Here is a 21,501-nt window from a genome sequence, read left to right on the forward strand (position 1 = left end):
CTGCACGGTGAAAGGCTAAAAGTCTCTAATATATTGTCCAAGAGTGTCTTTAATGTATACAGCCTGTACGTTTCTCTTGAAGGCATCAAACAGTTGTATTGAGCCTGTTCTCTATACTTCGAGCGATCTAGCTTGACACACAGTGAGTGGTCTTATCTCGATTGAGAAAAATCTGAAAATTCACCGGCCGAATGTGCATACATCCCGACAGAACCTCCCTTAAATTGCTTCAACCTGTCTTTGGTTTTTCCTTCCACGATCACATTGCCCTCGAGATCAGAGATAGACCATGAGAAGGAATATAGCTCATCAGAATTAATTTTGACCACATAAAATTCTTTTTCCTTTATCTTTCCCTCATGTCTCTGGACAAACACTTGTTGCGCTTTGCCTTCGATAACACGTATAATCTGTATATACCCTCCTTCTTCATCAGCTGCATTAAATCGAAATGCATAGTAGTTGTTTGCATCTTGTACATGGAAAGCCAAACCGATCAGGCTTGTTTTGGCAGATGCCAGATTTTTAAGTTTTGCAGATATCGAAAATTTATCTCCCTTAATTTCTTGTTTCTGTACCATAAGCAGATCTATCGCATTATTATCCGTTTGAGAGCGCGCGGCAATAATCTCTCCGCTTTCTTTCTTCTGCCATTTTCCACGCAATACTTTCCATTGTTCCCCTATCGGGTTGTGCGTACTTTCCTTGGTTACCCAGGGATCTTGTGGCTGATCGTCCAACTTATCATTGAAATGCGCCGCTTTTCCATATCCTAAAGACAGCAGTACTACGGCAATCATACATACAAATACATTTTTCATCTCACTATATATTTTAAAAATTAACAATTTAACAGCTATGACTTTATCTATTCTGAAATTTTAGATTATACAGCTTACCCAGATTTTGAAGGAAAGTGTTACAAGTCTTTACAACTTCTTCATTCGAGATATACTGTTGTTTTTTGAGAATATACGTTCATGTAAGGTTTATTTTAAGGTAACGTACGTGTACAATCTACCAAAGAAAATCATTGAATAAAGTATCCTGTACTAACCCTATTTAGAGTTACTACGAACTATAAAACGAATTTTATAATTTGGTTGAAATCAAATGCTAGTACAAGTATAGTAAGTACATAGATACCTCGCAACCTGCTGTGTCCTGCTACAAGAAGATGTGTCTGCATCATCCTCTATAATACATCAGCTCAATAATATCATTCGGAATCGCCTGTTTATTCCATTCCCGGTGAATCACCAGGGCGGCCCCTATCGCCGTGGCCTGCGCCATGGAAGCAGCGTATATTTCCATCTCAGGAAAGGATCTGGCCAAGAGATTCATATAAATATCATTCCTGCTGAAACCGCCATCCACAAAGATCCGCTTGACACGATCTCCCTGCATGACCAATCCCGTAGACGCCAATTGAGCATGGACCAAAAACAGGATCAGCGCATGGTAAGCCTCGACATAATCCTTGTATATATCCAAGTCAGTCTTCGAAAAAGCATCCAGAGACGAGGAAATGGTTTGGCTCTGCAACTTTGCAATAATATCCCAATCGATCCGCAAACTCTTAAACTTTGCCGGGGAAACCTGAAAATAGTTTGCAATTCGTCTAGACTGCACTTCATGCTCGTATCCGGCAAACAACCGGGAAGCTTTTACGGGAGAGCCCGTATAGGATAGGTAAAAAAGACAATCCTGTTTCAATTCATCTGCCCTCAGAGGACTATCATTGAAAGGATTGAACGAAATACACCATGTACCGGTAGATATGAGCACAAAAGGTTCATGAAAATTCAATAGATATGGAATGAGTGCAGATGAACTGTCATGCAGTCCTATACCAACTTTAAACTCACTGCCCAAAAATGTAGAATCAAAAACTTCGTCTCCTTTCAGAATAGGTGCAAACTTGTTCTCCAGTTCCTTATCTTTGACCCATTGATGATAATCTTTACGGTTAAAATCCCACAAAGCTGTGTGGCAACCTATGCTGGTCATATCCGTAGATACCCTCCCCGACATCAAAAAACTTAGGTATTGGGGAAGATGTAGTGCATGTTTTATGTCATTGAAAATATCGGGCTTGGTCTCTTTGATACGCAACAGTTGCAATCCCGAATTCAAGCTCCCCAATGCAGGGGAAGCTGTATCCAGGGAAAATTGTTCCTCTCCTCCATAGTCTGTATACAGTTGCTGTTGGATATCGGCAGGAAAGGGTTTGAGGTAATTGTAAAGAGGTGCAATAGGTCGACCTGCTTCATTAATATACACAAAGCTGGCTCCATAAGAGGTAAAATTGACCGCTTTGATATCAAATTCCTCTCTACGAAATACCTCATGCAAGGAATCAAATACCGACAGTCGCAGACTTTCCAGATTTTCGCAAGGATCGCCATCCTCATCCATAGTCTCCAAAAAACGTGCAGATCGTTCGAAAACAATCTGATAATGTTCGTCAAACAAGAACAGTTTTTTGTTTGTCTTCCCTACATCGAATATGGCGATTACCGGTGTCATTGGAAATTATGAATTATGAATTATGAATTAATATATAATGAGATAATTTGATGATTTGTAAATTTGAAAATGCCTTTATACTGTTCATTTCCAAATCTCCAAATCCGCACATTTCCAAATTTTACAATCCCGTTGCTACCGTGTTGTCACCACGCTCTTCAACCAGCTTTTCCCGAATCTTGAGTTCACGAAACAATCCAACAGGATCCAAAGCGGCACCGCTCCGTAAACGGGCCTCAGCCAATAATGGCCGTACATCCGTGCGATAAGCCGCTTGCAAAATTTCCTGGGCCAAGGCCACGTCATTATCTTGCTGAGCTTGTTTCAATGCTATACGATCCACCAGTAAAGCCTGGGCATATGCTATTTTTATAGCTTCAACAGATTGCAGCAAATCTACCAAAGGATCTTTAAGATTGTGCGAAGCATCAATCATCCAGACCAATCCTGTTGCATGATCTACCTCTTGATGATCCAGACCTTCTACGAGTTCGTTGAAAATCAAAAACAATTGATACGGTTTGATACTACCCGCAGTCAGGTCATCGTCCGCATATTTGCTATCGTTGAAATGGAAACCACCCAATTTCTGCTCCATCAGCAATAAGGAAACGATCTGCTCGATATTCGCATTGGGCAAATGGTGTCCTAAATCCACTAAGGTATATGCTTTAGGCCCTAGCTTGTTTGCCAACAACAAAGACTGTCCCCAATCGCCAATGGTCATGGAGTAGAAAAATGGTTCAAACGCTTTGTATTCGACAAGAAGTTTCCAATCCTCTGGTAAATGTTTATAGATTTCCTGCAAACTGGAAAGCGTACGTTGAAACGCTTCTCTGAAATTCAACTGCCCCGGAAATGAAGAACCGTCTGCCAGCCATACGGTCAGTGCTTTGGAACCAAGCTCCTTGCCGTACCGAATGACTTCAATATTGTGATTAATGGCCTGCTGCCTTACCCGTGGATCCGCATGATGCAAGGAGCCAAACTTATAACTGTGTTGCTGCTCAGGATGATCCTGAAACGTATTGGAATTGACCGCATCGAATACCAGATCATAGGATGTTGCCAATGCTTTTATCTTTTCGGCATCTTTAGGAATATCCCAGGGAATATGCAGCGAAATGGCCCCACTGGATCGGTTCAGCGCATGCAACAGGCCTACATCCTCAATCTTTTGCTCTAATACGCCAGGCTCTCCCCCACCCGAAAAACGCCCAAATCGGGTGCCTCCTGTGCCCAGCGCCCAACTCGGAATAGCAATCTGGAATTTTTGAAGCTTACCGATGATTTCTTCTACCTGTGCAATATCATTCGAAATATAAGCAAACGCTTTGCGATGCTTTTGCTCCAATAGCGTATTGTGTTGATCTATTGTATTTTTTTCTAATCTCATTTTTTAAAATTTTATCGGTAGAGCCGCATAATTATGCGGCTCTATCGCCATCGCTGGTGCACGCGTGCCGCGTGTACCTCTTTCAGACTACCGCACAAACGCCACAGCAACTCCACCATCCACGTTCAGCACGTTGCCTGTAGATTTATTCAACAGTCCACCTACAAAAGCAAAACATGCATTCGCGATGTCTTCTGGCAAAATAACCTCGTTCAATAACGTCCGCTTCGCATAGTATGCAGGCAATTCATCTACGGTGATACCATACGCCTTGGCTCGTCCTTCGGCCCATCCTCCGGCCCAGATATTGCTATCGGAGATGACCGCATCTGGGTTGACTATATTAACACGGATCCCGACTGGCCCCAGTTCTGTGGCATTCAATCGGCTGAGATGCAATTGAGCAGCCTTTGCACTACCATACCCTGCATTGTTCGGTCCACTGACCAAAGCATTTTTACTGACGATATTGACGATATCACCTCCTATATCCTGCGCTTTCAATACCTTTGTCGCAGCTTGGGTCACCAAAAACTGTCCTTTGACCAATACATCATACAGCAGATCCCAATCCTTTTGGGTATGCTCCTCGATGGTCTTCGATATAGATAGTCCTGCATTGTTGACCACAATATCCACACCCCCAAAAGCCAAGGTGGCCTTCTTAAAAGCTTCATCAATCTGCACCCCATCGGTGACGTTCATCGTAGCCGTCTCCACAGCATCTTTCCCAAACAAATCTACAAATTCTTCTTTTGCCGTAGCCAGACGCTCGGCATTGAGATCATTCAAGAGCACTACAGCACCTTCTTGGGCAAATTTTTTAGCAATGGCCTTGCCTATCCCCCCTGCACTGCCTGTGACCAGCGCTACCTTGCCCGATAATGCCTTTGGCCTTGGCATACGTTGCAGCTTAGCTTCTTCCAACAGCCAGTATTCGATATTGAACGCTTCTTGTCGCGGCAATGATGTATATTCGCTGACGGCTTCTGCCCCTTTCATCACATTAATGGCATTGATATAAAATTCCGCGGCCACACGAGCGGTCTGCTTGTCCTTGGCAAAAGCAAACATACCTACACCGGGATAAAGAATAATGACCGGATTCCGGTCCCGGATAGCCGGGCTGTTCGGATGCTTACAGGTTTCATAATACCTCGTATACATCGCCCTGTAATCTTCGAATAGCGGTTGCAACTTCGCCTTGATCGCATTTACATCACGCAAATCCTCAGATTTGTCCAGATTCAAGATTAAGGGTTGGATTTTTGTTCGCAGGAAATGATCCGGACAGCTGGTTCCCAAAGGAGCCAAACGTTCCAAATCTTGAGAGTTGATGTATTCCAATACTTTTGCATCATCCGTAAAATGACCGATCATGTGTCTTTCACTTGAACAGAAACCACGCAATATAGGCGCAATTCGTGCAGCCTGTCCCAGACGCTCTTCGGATGAAAGGCTTTCGATTTTCTGTCCGCCAAAAACCGGGCGTCCCGCTCCGTAGTTTCGGCTCAAATATTCGGCGCAGGTTTCAATGACGTCCAATGAATTGACATAACACTCATAAGCTGTATCTCCCCATGTAAATAAACCATGGGAACCCAACATAATACCGCGAATACCGGGGTTTTCTTCCAAACAAACTCTCAGCTGAAGACCTAGATCAAAACCGGGTTTTTGCCAATCTACCCATCCTATTGATCCTCCAAATAATTCTTGCGTAATTCTTTTGCCATCTTTTGCTGCCGCAATAGCAATAGCCGCGTCGGGGTGAAGATGATCAATATGCGCAAAAGGCAAGAAACCATGCAAAGGCGTGTCGATGGAAGGGGCTTTTGAGCTCAGGTCAAAGATACAATGGTTGAAGAGTTCGACCATTTCATCTTCATACGCAACTCCCCGGTATACATTTTCCAGGTTGCGCAACCTATCGACATAAAGGGCCGCTAAACCGGATTTGGTCAACGTACCAATATCTCCTCCCGAACCTTTGATCCACATAACTTCGACGTCTTGCCCTGTGAGCGGATCCTTGTCACTGACTTTGCAAGATGTATTGCCTCCCCCATAATTCGTAATTCTTAGGTCTGATCCTAACAAATTCGACCGGTACAACAATAAGGCCACTTCGTCCCCTTGCAAAGATGCTGCCTTTTGTTCGTCCCACAAGTAATTTACGTATTGGTATGTTTTCACGATATTATCTATTTTCAATTCCATTTTATTTTATAGTTATCAGTGTTTTAGTAGTCAGTGATAAGTGGTAAGTAGTCAGAAACTGAGCACTTACCACTGTCCACTTACCACTTGGTTATTCCAAAGTCTTCGCAAATCCGACGATACATATTGAAAGAATAATCGTCACGATACCTGCAATGATCGCTGTGTATGTGGACTTATTCACACCTTTCCATTCCTTGAGCAATACACCCCAGGCGTTCGATATCAAGATGATAAAGGCCATATGCAATATCCACGAACTCGCCCCGTTGCCCAATCTGCTTTCTCCCATACCATAGAAGAAAAACTGTAAATACCAGGTCGTTCCGGCCAAGGCACATAGCAGCACATTTTTTGACAAAGGAGCATTGGAATTGGCGTAGTTTTTGTAAGATCTGTTTTTCAGTAATAAATATGCACACCAGATAAAATTGGTCGTAAAACCTCCCCACAGGATCACGACATAACTGACATTATTCTGGAACAAAAATTCACCTTGACCCGGATTGGCTTCTTTCCAAAGCATGTTGGCCATATCGGCCATCGGTTTGCCCGCTTCGATACCGTAGTTGAAGCACGCACTCAAAATTCCCGATACAATAGCGACAACGATCCCTATACCAAAATTATAGCCCGACTTGGCCTCTACGGACAGCGAGGACAAACTTTTCTCCTTCAACACTCCAGCCCTACCACAGAGATATACACCAATGATACAGACCAATAGTCCGACCATAACCGCTATTCCTGCATTTGTCGTAAAGAAATAATCTATCCCGTGCTTACCTTCGGCTCTATTGAAAAAATAATATACAGCAGGCATCAACGAACCGAATACCATGCTCAACCCCAACATCACACTACTACCCAACGAGACACCGAGATACCGGACGCCCAAACCGTAGGTCAAGCCACCTATACCCCACAACAGGCCAAACAAATAGGTAAACCCCACAACACCCATACCTGCCTCGTGGATGATCTCCATAAAATCGGGTATAGTAACCCAGGCAGCCAAAGGCGGAACAAGTATCCAGGAAAATAGACCTCCGAGAATCCACATGGATTCCCAGGACCAACTCTTTACCCGCTTGTACGGAACATAAAAACTCCCCGAAGCAAACCCGCCTATAAAGTGAAATATAACACCTGCTAATGCATTCATAAATTGCCTGTATAGTTTATAGATTCATAATAAAGCCCTAAGGTAAAAGGAATAATAGCCAAAACTGTTATGGACTGTCATGTAGGTAGGGCATATGCGTAAATCATAACGCTCCCGTACAAACCTTTCCGTATACTCGGTAAATAGACACAAAGAATTCGTGTATTTAATACAGCAGAAGACTATATCAACCTCCACTTTTGTTCAACATATACTTAAAATTGTAATCTCCCGAACCTACTTCGCAGACGATGTCGCCAACATCGTTTGTATAAGCCTTGATGTCTTTATGCGATTCGATAAGCGTATTTCCTTCAAATATCTCGACTCCTACCGATGAGGGCAACGTTATTTTGGCTGTTGTATTGGCCGGAATACTGACATGGAAGTACATCGTATTATTCTCTATTTTCCATCCAGACTCCAATAATCCATACTTCGTCTCCAGGCTTCCTTTGGCATGGGTAAAACCTCCTCCTACGTACGGTGAAATATGAACATGTTTATAGGCAGGGGCATAATCATCTGGCTGTATACCCAACATTACTTTATACATCCAATCCCCGACGGCTCCATATGCATAGTGATTGAAAGAATTCATACTTGCAGTTTGAAAATCACCATTCGGCTTAATGCCATCCCACCTTTCCCATATCGTTGTTGCACCCATTTTGACGGGATATAGCCACGAAGGGTATGTATCCTGCAACAACAGCCTGAATGCCACATCATGATGTCCAAACCTACTCAAGACATGATTGATATATGGAGTACCCAAAAATCCCGTAGTAATATGATAATTGTATTGTTTGATATTGTCCACGAGTCGCTGTGCTGCCTGAGCACGCATATCCTCAGGCAGTAGGTCAAAATTCAAAGTCAGCACATACGCAGTCTGTGAATTTGACACCAATCTTCCTGAAGGAGTCACAAACTCTTTCAAAAATGCTGCTTTAATCCGCGACAGTAACGCTGTGTATTGAGCGACATCCTCACGTTTGCCTAAAACCTGGGCAGCACGGATCAGATTCTGAGTTGATGCCGCATAAAAAGTTTGTGCAATCAAAGCCTTGTCAGTAATAGCAGCTTTACCATCTCGATCATCTGCCATCGTATAAAAAAGCCAATCGCCATAATGGACAGTACGTTTCCAAAGGTCATTCTCACTTTCACTCCTTACAAACTCTACCCATTTTTTCATACTATTGTATCGATCGGCCAACAAAGCCGTATCTCCGTAAACCACGAAGTGCTGCCAAGGGATGATGGTGACAACATCCGACCAACCGGCAGATCCGTCAGTTCCCCTCTTGCTCGTCGCAGGTATGACGGCAGGCACGTTGCCATTTTCATATTGATCGGCCTCGACATCCTTCAACCATTTTCTAAAAAACAAGTCAACATCCATATTATAGGCGGCCGTATTGAAAAATACCTGAGCATCTCCTGTCCAACCCAAACGTTCATCGCGCTGAGGACAATCTGTAGGCACATCTAAAAAATTGCTTTTCTGCCCCCACAGGATATTGCTCTGCAATTGATTGATCAAATCATTGGATGATGTAAAGGACCCTGTGGGTTTCATAGCAGAATAGATTGCAACAGCCGTTAGATCGTCCTTACCGATATTCCGACTTGCTGCTCCTGATATCCGCACGTATCTAAAGCCCTGAAAAGTAAACTTAGGCTCTATCCATTGTTCCTGTCCATTCAATACAAACTTGTTTTCCTGAGCTGCTGTCCGTAAGTTTTGTGTATACAAATCCCCATCTTTACCCAAAATCTCGGCATGGTGGAGTATTAAGGTATCTCCGCTATTTCCTTTGATATGGATGCGAACCCAGCCTACTAGGTTCTGTCCGAAATCTACGATACGTTCTCCTCTTCCATTTTCTGAAATACTGACGGGTTTTAGCTGCTCATGCCTCTTTACCGGAGATCCTTCCTGCGCCACAAGATGATCAAATCCATAATCCACAATGCGTACGCCATCTACAAATTTGATGGAAGAAACATCGTTGCCTATGCGTGTATCTACCGTTTCCCCGTTGTATATATCCGAGGAACGAATAGGGCCGTCAAATGAGGATTTCCAGGTACCATCGGAATTGACCGATATCTTTTTCCCATTCGCCAAATCGATCTCCAACTGGTATAAAAGAGCTACTTCTTTTCCATAAAAATTCCGTTTTCTTCTCCATTCCAAAAAACCTCTATACCAGCCGTCTCCGACAGTTACCAAAGAGGAATTCCGACCCTTCTTAAGCAATGAAGTAACATCATAAGTCTGATATTGCAGATGTTTGTGGTAGCTAGTCCACCCGGGACTAAAAAGGTGGTCACTGATATTTTGTCCGTTGAGCCTGACATCATAGATACCATAGGATGTCACATACAATCGTGCCGAACGAACGGTTGACGGGATTTCGAAATCTTTAAAAAATACGGGTGGGGGCCCGACTTTGCCTTCGGTTACCTGTCCGGCTTCTATCCACTCAGCAGACCAACCTTTCTTGTCCAACAATCCCATCTCCCAACGCTGTACCTCACTCCATGCAGACAGATTTCCTTGGTTATCCCGGATACGTACTTGCCAAAGGTATTGTTGCTTTGATTGCAATTTTGGCCCGGTATACACGATGTGCAAAGACTGTTCGGTATCTGCTGTGCTATACCAAATCAGATTCTTCCCCCTTTTGAGGTCATTCTCATTAGCTGCGACCCGTAGTTCATATCGTGTCTGTAGGACCTTTCTGTTTTGGGATTTAATTTTCCATGCAAAGCGCGGCTTGGGATTATCCACACCTATCGGGTTCTCCCGATGGTCCAATGTCAAGTCATAAAGGTGCAATACTGTCTGTGAATACGATGAAGACACTATGGCCGTCATCAATAGTAGGTATACTATTCGGGTTCTCATATAGTTATTTATTCAATTGCTGATGGTCGTATAATATTTTAAATGTATTTCCCAAAAAGTAGCGTAAACAAATTCTTTCCTTTTCCCTAATTAAAATTGTAGATTATAATTAAACCTCTAAGGTAACAAAAGAATACGCGCAACCGTCATGGACTGTCATGTACCCAAACGAACAAAGGGGCCCAATTATATTGTATATAAAAGTGATTTTGTCTAAGTTTGGCAAAGGATTTGATATAAAACACAGAAAAACCGGATAAAACATCATCACTTATGCTACACAAATACTACTTTTTATTGGCCTTTATATTCGTAGTCTTGACCTCCACTGCACAGCAACAGCAGCCCACCAAGCCCTCACTGCCCTATGCTATACAGCAAGGTACACTGAATGAGCAGTTCACCATGTTGAGCAATCTGTCCCGGTCACAGGATTCCGAATTCAAGTTGATACGCCGAACAAATCTGGATATTGTACGCAGAAATGTGCTGGATTCCATTTCAAGATATACCAAAGAGATTGCTGAATTAAAAGCTTTTTCATCCGGTGCCGAGACTACCGTCAAAAACCTTCAGGATACTATCACATCTCTTGAGACACAATTGAGCAACGAAAAAGCCAAGACCAATAGCATATCTTTTTTGGGCATAGATTTTTCCAAAGGTTCCTACCACACTTTGGTATGGTCGATCATCGTGATATTGGGATTAGCCTTTCTATCTTCTTTCGGCGCATTTAGAAAAGCTAAAGTAGATACTGTCGAACACAAAAAAACGGTAGAAGAACTACAAGAAGAGTTACAGACCTTGCGTAAGAAATCTATGGAAAAGGAACAACTCTTGAAGCGTCAGCTGTTGGACGAGCAGTTGAAAAGGAATTCGTAAAATACTTTTACTGTCCGTAGACTTCCGCAGGGTGTCTACGAACTCAGCTATGAAAAAGGGAGTCTGAGACTCCCGTAAATCATAAATCCATAGTGATCACTTCGTTCAACACTACGGATAGTGACAGTAGGGGCAAATAATTATTTGCCCCTACAACAGATCTACAGTGACCTCCAGAAACTTCCCTTCTTCTGTACTATCTTCAAACGTCAGTTTGACTTGTTGAGGCTTGCCCCATTGTTTTTTCCATGAAGCAGTTTTGATCTGCAAGGATACCGGCACGTCCTCCTCCATGAAATAATGCATATAATTTTTTCGATCAGACAAGGTGATTTTTACCCGTCCCATTTGTACAGAGCTGTATAGATAAGGTTTCCCCTGAGAATCGATTATACCAGAGGCAAAGGTATTCAATTTAAATTCCCGACCGCCTCTTTTATAGGAAATCAAGAATAGATCAACAATAGCCGTATCACCGGTAGCCGACAGTTTTACCTCTTTCACATCAATCTGGATATCATCCACAACTAGCGGTTCTGCATTCCCTTTCTGTCCATAGCAAACGAATCCCCAAACTGCGGACAATACGACAAGCAACAGCTTTTTCATCATCGCAATCTATCAGCTGACTTGATCAATTTCTCGTCCTTGCGTATACCTCCGATTGCCATGGCAAGCAAAATGATCGCTACAGGCAACAAAAAGAAACCCACACCTATATTCTCTGCACCAAAAGGCTGGGAAATAAGAGACAATGTGCTGTGTGCAGAGAAAAACAACAATATCCAAAAAAGCACTATCAAGAAAATTTCGATAAAAATCAGCAGGATCTGACGCTTTCTGTTTTTATATTGGAAAATAGTATAGATCGGGAGAATGATCAATAGGATCGTCACAATGGTTTGCAACCAATGGCTCTCTTGCTTAATCGCTTCGTTGTTGACGGCAGAATAGGATCCGGTCACATACAATTGTTTGCCCAATCCGACCAAATCTATATAACTCAAATAAGGGAATATAAACAGCCCCGAAAGAACCAAAGCTGCCAATAATAACCAAATGGATTGAATGCGTTGTATCATAGTAGTAAAAAATTTCGCTGACACAAATATACAAATCTCTCTTTGTGTCTTAAAATTTTATAGTATGTGCTACAAGGCAAAGGTCTCTTTGTTTTTATTGATAGTATAAAATAAACGGAGGATTGTTTTAGGCAACCCTTTACGGATCGTCCTACACTCAAACCTTTCCGTCCTCGCCGGCGGACGGCCTCGTGACTTTTGAAGCCCAAAAGTCACCAAAAGGCTTGTCCATTTCAAGGCATCTTTTCGCACAATTCCAACGCTCAATAGCCCTGCAACTGCTGCCCTTGGTTTTGTCTCCCTAGGGCCTTTGCGCACCATCCATCAACAAAACTGAACGGAGCTAGGGGCATCCCACCGCACAACCTCCCATTGCAGGGCTATTCCTGCCGATGCTGGTGAAATGGACGAGCGGTGTCTAATACGAGACTACTTTGCCTGCACATCAGCACATTACATGCAAAGATAAGCTATCCGTTATAGAATGCACCCCGTCCAATCACAAGAGGTGGCAGACGTCAGCAGATACCGGGGACTGTGGGATGGGCTAGGCCTAGGGATTATTTCCGAAGCCCCATCCTAAGGCTTCGGAATTCTTCCCAGCCTTGACGGTATCTGCTGACGTGAGGAGTGGCCTGTGCGACAGACCACATTGATTGGACACAGCACCTTGGTCCTTGGGTGCTTCCAAGGACTAGGCCCGTCTGGCCATGAAGACGGAGAGGCAGTGGAGTGGAAAAAACAGAATCTAAGCGCATAAATTAATCCTCCCTTTATACAATAAAAAGATAAGACACCTGCCTACCAAACAGGTATGCGTTACAGAGAAGGCATTAAAAGGATAGTAAATGTCCCCTTTGGGGCTAAGAGGGAAATCATTACCTTTGTTCCGTGAAAGGCATAAATCGCTATTTTTTGGAAATATCCTACGACGGCACAGCTTATCATGGTTGGCAAGTACAGCCTAACGCCACCTCCGTGCAGGAAAAACTCCATGGCGCACTACACACCTTTTTACGGGAGGAGACAGAGACCATTGGTGCCGGACGTACCGATACAGGTGTTCATGCCCGTCAGCTTTTTGTGCATGTGGACAGCGACCACCCACTATTGCAAAATGATCCTGCAAAGTGCGTGCATGCACTGAACGCATTGTTGCCCTTTGACATCGCTATCCACCGAATTATTCCCGTACATACAGATGCGCATGCCCGTTTTGATGCCACAGAACGTTCTTATGAGTATCATATTCATTTTGAAAAAAATCCCTTCCTCGTGAACAGATCCACGTTATTAAGGGATAAGCCAGACATCCTCAAAATGAACAAAGCATGTGCACACCTATTGGGTACAAAGGATTTTACCTGTTTCAGCAAGTCCAACACTCAGGTATTCACCAATATATGTACAATCAAGGAGGCCCGTTGGGTAGAAAGCAAAACCGGCATGGTTTTTCATGTCACTGCGGATCGATTTTTGCGCAATATGGTTCGGGCCATAGTTGGCACTTTACTTGAAGTGGGACTAAAAGGCAAACCCATCGCATATCTGGATGAAGTCATTGCCTCACAAAATAGGTCAAAGGCGGGTGTATCGGTACCTGCACATGGATTATATCTGACAAAAATCGTCTATCCTTACATTCAACAGTAGATCATTCAAAACGTGAAGCAAGACAAGATTATAGGAAAGACTTATGACAGCAAACTGCTCAGCAGATTGGCCAAGTATATGCGCCCTTATAGACGTATATTTTGGATATCCGTCTTGTTGACCATCCTGTTGGCGGCTGTGGCTCCGGCTCTTCCACTGCTGATCGAATATACATTGGACAATTATATTCTCGCCGGACAGTATCAATATTTGACAAAAATGCTGATCTTGATGCTATCCCTGTTGATAGCACAGACCATTATCCGGTATTTTCATACATTGATGACCAATACGCTTGGCCAGTCCGTTATCCGTGACCTCCGTATACAGGTATTCAATCACATCACCAACCTTCGCCTCAAATATTTTGACAATACCCCCATCGGCCGATTGATCACCCGGACAATATCCGATCTGGAAACGATTGCCAACATCTTTTCGGAAGGATTGATACAGATTATCGGAGATCTGTTGCAGCTTATTGTTATTTTGGGTGTCATGTTCTATACAGATTGGCGGCTTACTCTGGTTGTATTGGTTCCTATGCCGCTGATGATATGGTCGACCTATATTTTCAAGGAAGCCATGAAATCAGCTTTCCAAAGTGTACGGCTATGGGTGTCCAATCTCAACACTTTTCTTCAGGAACATATTTCGGGTATGGCCGTCATACAGTACTTTGCCCGGGAACAGCAGGAGTTCAGGAAATTTGACACTGTCAACAAGGAACACCGCAATGCGCATGTGCGGGCCAACTGGTATTTTTCGATCTTTTTCCCCGTATTGGAAATCATCATCGCCATAGCGACAGGATTACTCGTATGGTATGGTTCCAAACAGATCATAGCCGATGTGATTTCGCCGGGGGTAGTCGTTGCCTTCATCATGTATATCAACATGATATTTCGACCCATAAGGGAATTGATTGATAAGTTCAATACCTTACAGATGGGTATGGTTTCGGCCGAACGTATCTTTGAGGTGCTCGATACGGACGAGTTTACACCAAACAAAGGTCTGTACAAGCCCGAAACCGTAAGAGGAGAGATTGAGTTTAAAAATGTCTGGTTTGCTTACAATGTCGAAACTATCCGCGTAGAGGCGGATAGCCCTATTGCTGATGAAAAAGAAATTATCACCAATAGAAACTGGGTATTGAAAGACGTCAGTTTCAAGGTACAGGAAGGAGAAACGCTAGCCTTGGTCGGTGCTACGGGAGCTGGCAAATCTTCTATTATCAATATCTTGAGCCGGTTTTACGAAATCCAAAAAGGTCAGATCCTGTTGGATGGTGTAGATATACGAGAATACGAATTGTCTTTTCTGCGCAAAAATATCGCTACGGTGCTCCAGGATGTGTTTTTATTTTCAGACACGATCCTTCACAACATTACCCTCCAGGATCCCAGAATACATTTGGACCAAGTCATCGATGCGTCCAAGAAAGTCGGTGCCTACGAATTTATCAACAACCTCCCCGACGGTTTTGGCCATCAAGTACAAGAACGGGGCGTAACCCTATCATCCGGGCAAGCCCAGTTAGTTTCCTTTATCCGTGCCCTAGTACATGATCCCCGGATCTTGATCCTGGATGAAGCCACATCCTCTATCGATACCGAGACGGAGCAGCTCATTCAAGAAGCCATCAACAATCTGATGGACGGACGGACGGCTATCGTGATCGCACACCGTCTCTCCACGATACAGAAAGCCGACAAGATCATCGTACTGGACAAAGGGGAAATCAAAGAAATGGGCTCCCATGTAGAGTTGCTTTCCTTTGACGGGTATTACAAAAAACTGTATGACCTGCAATTCAACTCGGCAGGGATTTAAGAACCAATCTATTCCCAATGCAAAAACTTGTGTTGTTGTACCTCTTTCAACTGAGGATTAGTTGCATTGATAGTTCTGTTTTCCAAGACGATCTCATACTTCGACAAATATGCCAAAGCCATTCTTTTGCTGTTAAATTCTTCTAAGGCGTACGCATGGCAATTCTTAGGATCGTATTGGTCCCAATGTACCATAGCCTGTTCGAGAACCTTTCCTTTATCCGACAAAAAACCCACGTCACTGTTGACGAGCTCGGGCAACGAGCCATAGGGCGTACCAAACACAGGACAACCATAATACAAGCTCTCTATGATTGCCAACCCAAACGGTTCATGCCATCTGACCGGAAAAACCAGACCTTTGGAGCCATTAAGCCATCGGTATTTCTCCTCTCCGCCGACCATACCTCTAAAAGTGACCTTAAGCGAAAAGGTAAACCTGACACCCATTTTTATATTGAACCGCACACCTCCTAGTACTGCAAGCCGCTCTTTTTTCATACAAGAAACAACATCTATCGCTCCCTGTACATTCTTGATACGCCACGATGCTTTGCCCAAAAAGTGAAAATACATTCGTTTAAGCCCCAGATCCGGCTTGGCATATTCTTCCCAATCCAATCCATTGTACACGTATGCTTCGGATGAAAATCTCTGTGCATGATTTTTGGAAACAAATACGGTATTCTTATCGAGCTGAACCGTATCGTTTCTGTTGCCGTGCATAGTGATGATATAGGGCAAACGAAAATGTTCAATGCGCTCGGGCTGAAAGTTGAAATGTACGATATCATACTGAGGTTTGATCTGATCAACAATAGGAATATTTTCATCAATGTGTAAGACCGTAGCAAAATCACAATACGACCCTTTCTTTACTAAAAATGTGACTATATGTCCCATTTTCGCAAGCTCCTTTCCCAATCCCCAGATCACACGTTGCGTACCCCCATACAAATGGACAGGTATGAAACCATTATCGACAATCAAAATACGCATTTTTGTATCCATCTCTTTATTATCTACAAGCAATTTTTGCTATTGTAAATATAGATATTTCTCTTTTAAACCTTTTTGTTTACCATAGCCAAAAATAAACCGAACAGATTAAAAAAGAAAATCCCCTTAGCTATCGCAGCAAGGGGAATTTTCACTTATAAACGAAGAGAGAGATGGTCGTTTAAATTGTCAATTGGTGCCTAGAAGACCTGTTTTTTTTAGTATTAGAGCGAAAGAGAAAAAAGGCCTCTAGGACTTCATATCTTCAATGGATCAGTTGATAAACCTCACGCATATAATAAGCTTCGTGTAATGTACTCGTAAAATCCTGCCATTCTTCTTCCGTAAATGTAAACACAATCTCATACACGGGTGTTGTTAGTATCGTCCGGGGAAGTCCATCCGGAAAAGAATAGAATTCTTCCTCCCCCATTTTCCCTTTTATCTCATGCAAAAAGGAGGTATACTGTGTAGGATTGAACGTCAACAAAAACGAATTCTGCCAAATGTAATGGTTACGGCATTTTGAACAATAGCTGATCGTAGTATTACCTTTGGAACTCAAAATCACAGATTGACACATGTATTTAATTTTAATTTAGACCAAATATAAATAGTAAAAACAGAAAAACAAATTTATTTTAAAAAAAATAGAGACGCAATGCATTGCGTCTCTACCTAATTTATAGACAAAAATGATTCCTAACTCAATACAACTGATTGAATATCAACCTAAATGTACTATGGGTCTGTGACCGAAATGCCACTTCGGGGCCAAAGACAAAAACTTTTCCTTTTCCCAAGTCTGCACGGTAAGCAGCAACGGTATTGTTGAGATAATGTTGACCCCAGGCCCAACCACTTTTCATGCTATGAGGGCTATCAAAGGTCAATAATGTTTTCACATTGTACTTTTCAGCTTCTTTGTCAAACTTAAAAACAGGGCTATTACCAAAATACACGTCCACCCGTTCTTCCAATCCGCTCGTCGCCTTGTCCTCTGTCGAAACTTTCACCGTCATCACACTGCCGGGTATATAAAACTCCTGTCTGGATAGCGGCTTCTCTTTGCCATTCACTTCTTTTGACAAAGCATTTTTCTGTGGAATACCTAAGTGCTTAGCAAGGTGACTGCTGCTACCGATCAGTAACAATTTGCCTCCTTCGTTTACAAACTTCTGGATAGCAGGCAATGAATGATCAGATGAAAACTCTCCTACCCGTCCTTTGTACTCTTCCGGAATATTAGCCAAAGCCTTGTTGCTTGTCGATTTTTTCTTCAAGGAAGCATTTACTCCTCCTCCGGGGAAAAGAATCACATCATATTTCTCACGCAGATTTTCCCGATCGATATCTGGGTTGTAGATCACATCAAAATCATAATTGAAATCTTCCAACAACCAACGCATCCAACCCGATTTCATCGATCCCCCGTATGTATCCCACAATGCAATACGAAGAGCTTTTGCAGGTGTTTTGTCCTTTGGCAAAGAGTTTGCCGAAACCACTTTGTAACCAACCGATTCACGCATCGCATTCAGTAAACTCTGGTTCGCCTTAGAATTTTCGATATAAAAATACCCCTTAGGATCCGTATAGGCCTGTCCACCTGCCTTCAATACAGCATTCAATAGCTTGAAGTTGTCGTTAACAGCTGTACTCAATTGCAGGTATTTTCCCCCAACAGCGTATTCCGAATCAAATTTGACAGGTTTTCCCCTATCCAGGCTGACGAACGTTTCTTGGGAGACAGGGGATTGGATACGGTCAAATTTGACACCCATCGTGTACGCCAATGTCCAACCTGCCGCATCGTAAGGTGGAATCGGTGGGCCACCTGCATATTCAAAATCATCCGGATGGTTTTGTGGTTCAAACATATCCAAAATATGTGGACGGAACGCCTGTGCCAAACGTACAACATAGCTGCCTGCAGGATAGTTTTTCCCTTCCAATGCAAAAGCCTTATCAGCACGTTCGACTTCTATACCAGACAAGATCAGCCTATTGATAAACTTGATCGCCGTACCAAAATCAGGTTGATTCGAAGGGATGACATAAGCTATAGGATCATGCCTGCTCTTATCTTCTTTCAACACATCGTACCACTTGGACGGTATTTTTCCGGTGGTGTCGATTTTTGACACCTCTTTCATATATCTGATCTGTCCGGGATGTATAGCTAGAGAGGCCTCCGATCCCCTTTTGATGGAATTGTGCCCCATCTTATAAATATTGTACAAAAGATCCTCTTTGTTGTTGGCCGCATAATGTAACACAGCCATATTGAGCGAGACGGAATAATCTATAGACTTCTTAAAATTCCAGGTCTGCGGATGTACCGGGTTTGGTGAATCACCATTGGGCAATATCCGACTATATATCAAGGGGGTTGTACTTGGGTTAGGTCCTCCGATGATTTCGGTCAAGATACCGATCATATTGTGAAAATAGACCGAAGTACGTAGCCCTCCATTCCACCACGTCGAAAATCTTGATGATCCTCGTTGGCCATACCCCGGCTTGTCCTCTACATTCAAACGGGTGTGCATAGCTGCTCCAATAGCATCCAGACTAGTGACCAAAATAGGATCATAGACATAGTTGAAGGGGTCACGATAGGGCGGCCCAACAACTACCGTACCTGCCGGAGCACTCTGATGATGGTTATAAACAATCTGGGGGATCCAATCTACGAACAACGGCTGTGCCAAATTACGGGACTCCGCCATATTGAACATAAAGAAATCCCGATTATTGTCATGGCCTATATACTTTTGATACAGTACAGGCAACTTACTCATCACTCTCTTGGTGGGCTCTTTCTCCCGCATGTACCAGTTTCCCATCAACTCGTGCCCGTCCGGATTGGCATGGACAAACAAGATGACCACATTCTCCAATATTTTTGTGGCTTCATCATCGGTACGACTAACCATCTGATAGACTGTCTCAATCAATTGATGGGTTGCTACCGTCTCCGTCGAGTGCAGGCCACCGTCTATCCATACAACCGCCTTACCCTCCTTTGAAAGTTTGCGAGCGGTTTCTTCAGGCATCTTTGCCAAAGCCAATTCCTGCGATATCGCCCGGTATTGCTCCACATTCTTGATATTCTCCGGAGAACTGACCACTAGCATATATTGGTTACGCCCTTCTTCGGTATGACCCAGATTTTTGAGCAGCACACGATCCGAAAGTTCAGCCAATCGCTTGAAATATGCTTCGGTCTGTGTATAGTTGGTCAAGTGGTAATCATCGCCAATATTAAATCCAAAATGGGATTTGGGCGTAGGAATGGCGGACTGTGCCCGTGTACTTTCTAAACTTCCTATCAATAGGAATATAGCACACAAAAAATAGTGTATTTGCTTCATTTGGTGTATAAGTTTTAGCTCTATAATTTTTCTGTGCGCAATATACGTAAAGATGCCCTATTCTTGTTCGTAACAAATTTGTTTTTGTTCTCTGACACACTGTTATCCATTTTATCTTGCTATTTTTGTTCATCATTCAAAATAAGATGAGTAATTCAGAAATCAACAACATTAAGCCGGATCAGGTTGCAGCGCGTTTTATGAGATATGTGCAGATAGACACCCAATCCGACCCATATGCCGAAACTTTTCCATCTACGGAAAAACAGAAAAACCTAAGTAAATTACTGGTCGAAGAATTGTTGGCCATGGGAGTCAGTGACGCTGAGCTAGATGAAAATGGTTATGTCTATGCCACTATACCTTCAAACACGGACAAAAAAGTTCCGGTCATTTGCTTCTGCTCTCATGTGGACACTTCACCCGATTGCTCAGGAACAAACGTAAAACCCATTGTACACACTGACTACCGCGGGCAGGACATTACGTTACCGGATGATCCTACGGTCATCATCAAATATGCCGAACACCCAGACTTGTCCGCACAAATCGGCCATGATATCATTACGGCATCGGGCACGACTCTTTTAGGCGCAGACGATAAAGCCGGTGTAGCCGAAATCATGGAAGCCGCACGGATATGGATGGACAATCCGCAACTCAAGCACGGTAATATCAAAATCCTTTTTACACCCGATGAAGAAATTGGTAGAGGAGTAGACTTTGTCAATCTGAAAAAGCTCGGAGCCACCTTCGCCTATACGATGGACGGTGAAAAAGCCGGAACCATAGAAGATGAAACCTTCTCCGCTGATGGCGTAAAAATAACTATCCATGGCATTTCGGTGCATCCGGGCTTTGCTAAGGGCAAGATGCAAAGTGCACTGAAAGTAGCGGCTAAGATCATAGATTCTTTGCCCTTCGACAGGCTATCTCCTGAAAGCACGTCTGAAAAAGAAGGTTTTATACATCCCACCACTATTTCGGGGACAGTAGAAAAAGCCACATTGGAGTTTATCATCCGAGATCATGTCACGGCAAACCTCGCACTCCACGAAAGAGAATTGGAAAACATCACCAAGAATGTCCTCGCCAGATTTCCGGGATGTACGTATAGACTTGAGGTCAAAGAACAATACCGCAACATGAAAGAAGTGCTGGACAAATATCCTCAAATCATGCAAATCGGTTTAGAAGCCATTGAACGAGCTGGATTGAAGGCCGAATGTCGCAGTATACGGGGTGGTACAGACGGCTCACGCCTCTCTTTCATGGGACTTCCATGCCCCAATGTATTTGCAGGTGGACACGCCTTTCACGGCAAGATGGAGTGGGTCAGCAGACAGGATATGGAAGCCGCTGTAAAAACTATACTGCACATTGCCAATATTTGGGAAGAAAGAGCTTAAAAGGGCTGTAGGCTACAAGCTATAGGCTTTA

15 protein-coding genes are annotated in these 21,501 nt (G+C 43.3%); 4 read left to right on the top strand and 11 right to left on the bottom strand.

Features of this window, described 5'->3' with window-relative positions:
* Positions 1-152: 152 nt before the first annotated feature.
* From G5B00_RS07975 to G5B00_RS08000, 6 genes are all read right to left on the bottom strand, one after another.
* Positions 153-821: a hypothetical protein gene (locus tag G5B00_RS07975; RefSeq protein ID WP_163873182.1), complete on the bottom strand. Its 669-nt coding sequence runs from the start codon at positions 819-821 to the stop codon at positions 153-155.
* Between the two features lie 367 nt (positions 822-1,188).
* Positions 1,189-2,529: an FGGY-family carbohydrate kinase gene (locus tag G5B00_RS07980; RefSeq protein WP_163873185.1), complete on the bottom strand. Its 1,341-nt coding sequence runs from the start codon at positions 2,527-2,529 to the stop codon at positions 1,189-1,191.
* Positions 2,530-2,650: 121 nt separating this feature from the next.
* The gene (locus G5B00_RS07985; protein ID WP_163873188.1) at positions 2,651-3,925 is read right to left on the bottom strand and encodes an L-rhamnose isomerase; all 1,275 of its coding nucleotides are present in this window, start codon (positions 3,923-3,925) and stop codon (positions 2,651-2,653) included.
* A gap of 87 nt (positions 3,926-4,012) precedes the next feature.
* Positions 4,013-6,145: a bifunctional aldolase/short-chain dehydrogenase gene (locus tag G5B00_RS07990; RefSeq protein ID WP_205966356.1), complete on the bottom strand. Its 2,133-nt coding sequence runs from the start codon at positions 6,143-6,145 to the stop codon at positions 4,013-4,015.
* A gap of 91 nt (positions 6,146-6,236) precedes the next feature.
* Complete coding sequence (gene rhaT, locus G5B00_RS07995; protein WP_163873191.1) at positions 6,237-7,310, bottom strand: L-rhamnose/proton symporter RhaT; 1,074 nt, start codon at positions 7,308-7,310, stop codon at positions 6,237-6,239.
* A 187-nt stretch (positions 7,311-7,497) separates the two neighbouring features.
* Positions 7,498-10,230 carry an alpha-L-rhamnosidase gene (locus tag G5B00_RS08000; protein ID WP_163873196.1) on the bottom strand — a complete coding sequence of 911 codons (2,733 nt, stop codon included), beginning with the start codon at positions 10,228-10,230 and terminating at the stop codon, positions 7,498-7,500.
* Positions 10,231-10,503: 273 nt separating this feature from the next.
* Between G5B00_RS08000 and G5B00_RS08005 the strand changes: the two genes are divergently transcribed.
* Positions 10,504-11,115 (top strand): hypothetical protein, encoded by a 612-nt coding sequence (locus G5B00_RS08005; protein WP_163873198.1) that lies wholly within the window; start codon positions 10,504-10,506, stop codon positions 11,113-11,115.
* 150 nt (positions 11,116-11,265) lie between these two features.
* Here the strand turns inward: G5B00_RS08005 and G5B00_RS08010 are convergent, their stop codons facing one another.
* Entirely contained in the window at positions 11,266-11,727 is a 462-nt protein-coding gene (locus G5B00_RS08010; protein WP_240894425.1) for a hypothetical protein, read from the bottom strand.
* A complete protein-coding gene (locus G5B00_RS08015) occupies positions 11,724-12,197 on the bottom strand; it encodes a DUF4293 domain-containing protein (RefSeq protein ID WP_163873201.1) in 474 nt (157 codons plus the stop codon). The genes G5B00_RS08010 and G5B00_RS08015 overlap by 4 nt, the downstream gene beginning before the upstream one ends.
* A gap of 891 nt (positions 12,198-13,088) precedes the next feature.
* Between G5B00_RS08015 and truA the strand changes: the two genes are divergently transcribed.
* Together truA and G5B00_RS08025 are read left to right on the top strand one after the other, a co-directional pair.
* Complete coding sequence (gene truA / locus G5B00_RS08020; RefSeq protein ID WP_317168838.1) at positions 13,089-13,850, top strand: tRNA pseudouridine(38-40) synthase TruA; 762 nt, start codon at positions 13,089-13,091, stop codon at positions 13,848-13,850.
* A gap of 78 nt (positions 13,851-13,928) precedes the next feature.
* Positions 13,929-15,686: an ABC transporter ATP-binding protein gene (locus tag G5B00_RS08025; RefSeq protein ID WP_205966369.1), complete on the top strand. Its 1,758-nt coding sequence runs from the start codon at positions 13,929-13,931 to the stop codon at positions 15,684-15,686.
* A gap of 8 nt (positions 15,687-15,694) precedes the next feature.
* On the opposite strand, the gene G5B00_RS08030 is transcribed toward G5B00_RS08025, so the two are convergent.
* The 3 genes from G5B00_RS08030 to G5B00_RS08040 all read right to left on the bottom strand — a co-directional run bounded on the left by G5B00_RS08030 (position 15,695) and on the right by G5B00_RS08040 (position 20,061).
* Positions 15,695-16,696, bottom strand: a complete 1,002-nt coding sequence (locus G5B00_RS08030) for a glycosyltransferase (RefSeq protein WP_205966357.1) — start codon at positions 16,694-16,696, stop codon at positions 15,695-15,697.
* Between the two features lie 253 nt (positions 16,697-16,949).
* Positions 16,950-17,267, bottom strand: a complete 318-nt coding sequence (locus tag G5B00_RS08035) for a hypothetical protein (RefSeq protein WP_163873207.1) — start codon at positions 17,265-17,267, stop codon at positions 16,950-16,952.
* Positions 17,268-17,391: 124 nt separating this feature from the next.
* Positions 17,392-20,061 (bottom strand): M14 metallopeptidase family protein, encoded by a 2,670-nt coding sequence (locus G5B00_RS08040; protein ID WP_163873210.1) that lies wholly within the window; start codon positions 20,059-20,061, stop codon positions 17,392-17,394.
* Between the two features lie 146 nt (positions 20,062-20,207).
* Between G5B00_RS08040 and pepT the strand changes: the two genes are divergently transcribed.
* Positions 20,208-21,470 (top strand): peptidase T, encoded by a 1,263-nt coding sequence (gene pepT / locus G5B00_RS08045; RefSeq protein ID WP_163873212.1) that lies wholly within the window; start codon positions 20,208-20,210, stop codon positions 21,468-21,470.
* Positions 21,471-21,501: the final 31 nt, after the last annotated feature.

This window comes from Parapedobacter sp. SGR-10, from assembly GCF_011030405.1.
Classification (GTDB): Bacteria; Bacteroidota; Bacteroidia; order Sphingobacteriales; family Sphingobacteriaceae; genus Sphingobacterium.

Bases quoted from the DNA above. Each gene is read 5' to 3' on its own strand.
- G5B00_RS07975 (WP_163873182.1), bottom strand. From the start codon at position 821: ATGAAAAATGTATTTGTATGTATGATTGCCGTAGTACTGCTGTCTTTA.
- G5B00_RS07980 (WP_163873185.1), bottom strand. From the start codon at position 2,529: ATGACACCGGTAATCGCCATATTCGATGTAGGGAAGACAAACAAAAAA.
- G5B00_RS07985 (WP_163873188.1), bottom strand. From the start codon at position 3,925: ATGAGATTAGAAAAAAATACAATAGATCAACACAATACGCTATTGGAG.
- G5B00_RS07990 (WP_205966356.1), bottom strand. From the start codon at position 6,145: ATGGAATTGAAAATAGATAATATCGTGAAAACATACCAATACGTAAAT.
- rhaT (WP_163873191.1), bottom strand. From the start codon at position 7,310: ATGAATGCATTAGCAGGTGTTATATTTCACTTTATAGGCGGGTTTGCT.
- G5B00_RS08000 (WP_163873196.1), bottom strand. From the start codon at position 10,230: ATGAGAACCCGAATAGTATACCTACTATTGATGACGGCCATAGTGTCT.
- G5B00_RS08005 (WP_163873198.1), top strand. From the start codon at position 10,504: ATGCTACACAAATACTACTTTTTATTGGCCTTTATATTCGTAGTCTTG.
- G5B00_RS08010 (WP_240894425.1), bottom strand. From the start codon at position 11,727: ATGATGAAAAAGCTGTTGCTTGTCGTATTGTCCGCAGTTTGGGGATTC.
- G5B00_RS08015 (WP_163873201.1), bottom strand. From the start codon at position 12,197: ATGATACAACGCATTCAATCCATTTGGTTATTATTGGCAGCTTTGGTT.
- G5B00_RS08025 (WP_205966369.1), top strand. From the start codon at position 13,929: ATGCGCCCTTATAGACGTATATTTTGGATATCCGTCTTGTTGACCATC.
- G5B00_RS08030 (WP_205966357.1), bottom strand. From the start codon at position 16,696: ATGGATACAAAAATGCGTATTTTGATTGTCGATAATGGTTTCATACCT.
- G5B00_RS08035 (WP_163873207.1), bottom strand. From the start codon at position 17,267: ATGTGTCAATCTGTGATTTTGAGTTCCAAAGGTAATACTACGATCAGC.
- G5B00_RS08040 (WP_163873210.1), bottom strand. From the start codon at position 20,061: ATGAAGCAAATACACTATTTTTTGTGTGCTATATTCCTATTGATAGGA.
- pepT (WP_163873212.1), top strand. From the start codon at position 20,208: ATGAGTAATTCAGAAATCAACAACATTAAGCCGGATCAGGTTGCAGCG.